Source organism: Arthrobacter sp. NQ7 (assembly GCF_029581595.2).
Classification (GTDB): domain Bacteria; phylum Actinomycetota; class Actinomycetes; order Actinomycetales; family Micrococcaceae; genus Arthrobacter; species Arthrobacter phenanthrenivorans_B.
This window is the reverse complement of sequence record NZ_JARFXU020000057.1, coordinates 1-1,100: the sequence shown is the minus strand read 5'-3', so window position 1 is coordinate 1,100 and position 1,100 is coordinate 1. Positions and strand designations below refer to the sequence as shown.

Annotated in this window: 2 protein-coding genes; one reads left to right on the top strand and one right to left on the bottom strand. The window is 61.1% G+C overall.

Annotated elements, in window-relative coordinates; genetic code table 11:
- A partial coding sequence (locus PUN71_RS23010; RefSeq protein ID WP_277800313.1) for a lyase family protein occupies nucleotides 1-681 on the top strand: 681 nt, incomplete at its 5' end.
- A gap of 215 nt (nucleotides 682-896) precedes the next feature.
- Here the strand turns inward: PUN71_RS23010 and PUN71_RS23005 are convergent.
- Nucleotides 897-1,100 (bottom strand): hypothetical protein (locus tag PUN71_RS23005; protein ID WP_277800312.1); only part of this gene is annotated, 204 nt, incomplete at its 5' end.

Here is a 1,100-nt window from a genome sequence, read left to right as displayed (position 1 = left end):
GCCCTGGCCGTCCAACGCCTGGCGGTGATCAGCGGCCAGCCCGTGGTCCCGGCAGCTGACTTGATCGAAGCCACCTCCGACATGGGTGCCTTCGTACTGTTCTCCGGCATGCTCAAGCGTACCGCGGTGAAACTGTCGAAGATCTGCAACGACTTGCGCCTGCTGTCCAGCGGCCCACGCACCGGCATCAACGAGATCAACCTGCCGGCCCGCCAGCCTGGCAGCTCGATCATGCCCGGCAAGGTCAACCCGGTGATCCCGGAAGCCGTCAACCAAGTGGCCTTCCAGGTGATCGGCAACGACCTGGCCCTGACCATGGCGGCCGAAGGCGGCCAACTGCAGTTGAACGTGATGGAGCCGCTGATCGCCTTCAAGATCTTCGACTCGATCCGCCTGCTGCAACGGGCCATGGACATGCTGCGCGAACACTGCATCGTCGGCATCACCGCCAACGAAGCGCGCTGCCGCGAACTGGTGGAACACTCCATCGGCCTGGTCACCGCACTGAACCCGTACATCGGCTATGAAAACGCCACCCGCATCGCGCGTATCGCCCTCGAAAGCGGCCGCGGCGTGCTGGAACTGGTGCGCGAAGAAGGCTTGCTCGACGACGCCATGCTCGACGACATCCTGCGCCCCGAAAACATGATTGCCCCACGTTTGGTGCCGCTGAAGGCCTAAACGTTGATTGCACCGCTCACCAGGTCGAGGGACTAGACACCTCTCACCTTTTGAGGGCCTGAAGACTCGTTCTCCAGGCCCTTTTTTTGCCTGTAGAAACGAGCCTGCCCGCGAAAACCCCAAGGACGCCGCGCAGATTCAGAATCCCCGCATCATCACCGACGTTCTTCATCGCTGAAACCTTTAATCAGCTCAGGAAGACGGATCACGTTCGCCTAGGTATAGTGCCGCCCCTCTTCGCGCCAGCGGCCGTCGGTAACGAGGCCCGCAACAGCGCGAAACCGCATGAATAACAACACCCGCAAAAGGATTGGGTCGAACCGTCGCGCACTGCCTGGTGCCCAGCGACAGCGTCGAACCGTCCTGCGTTTGCCATTAGAAAAATCAGCGAGGAACACTCCATGCTCGAAGTCATCAAC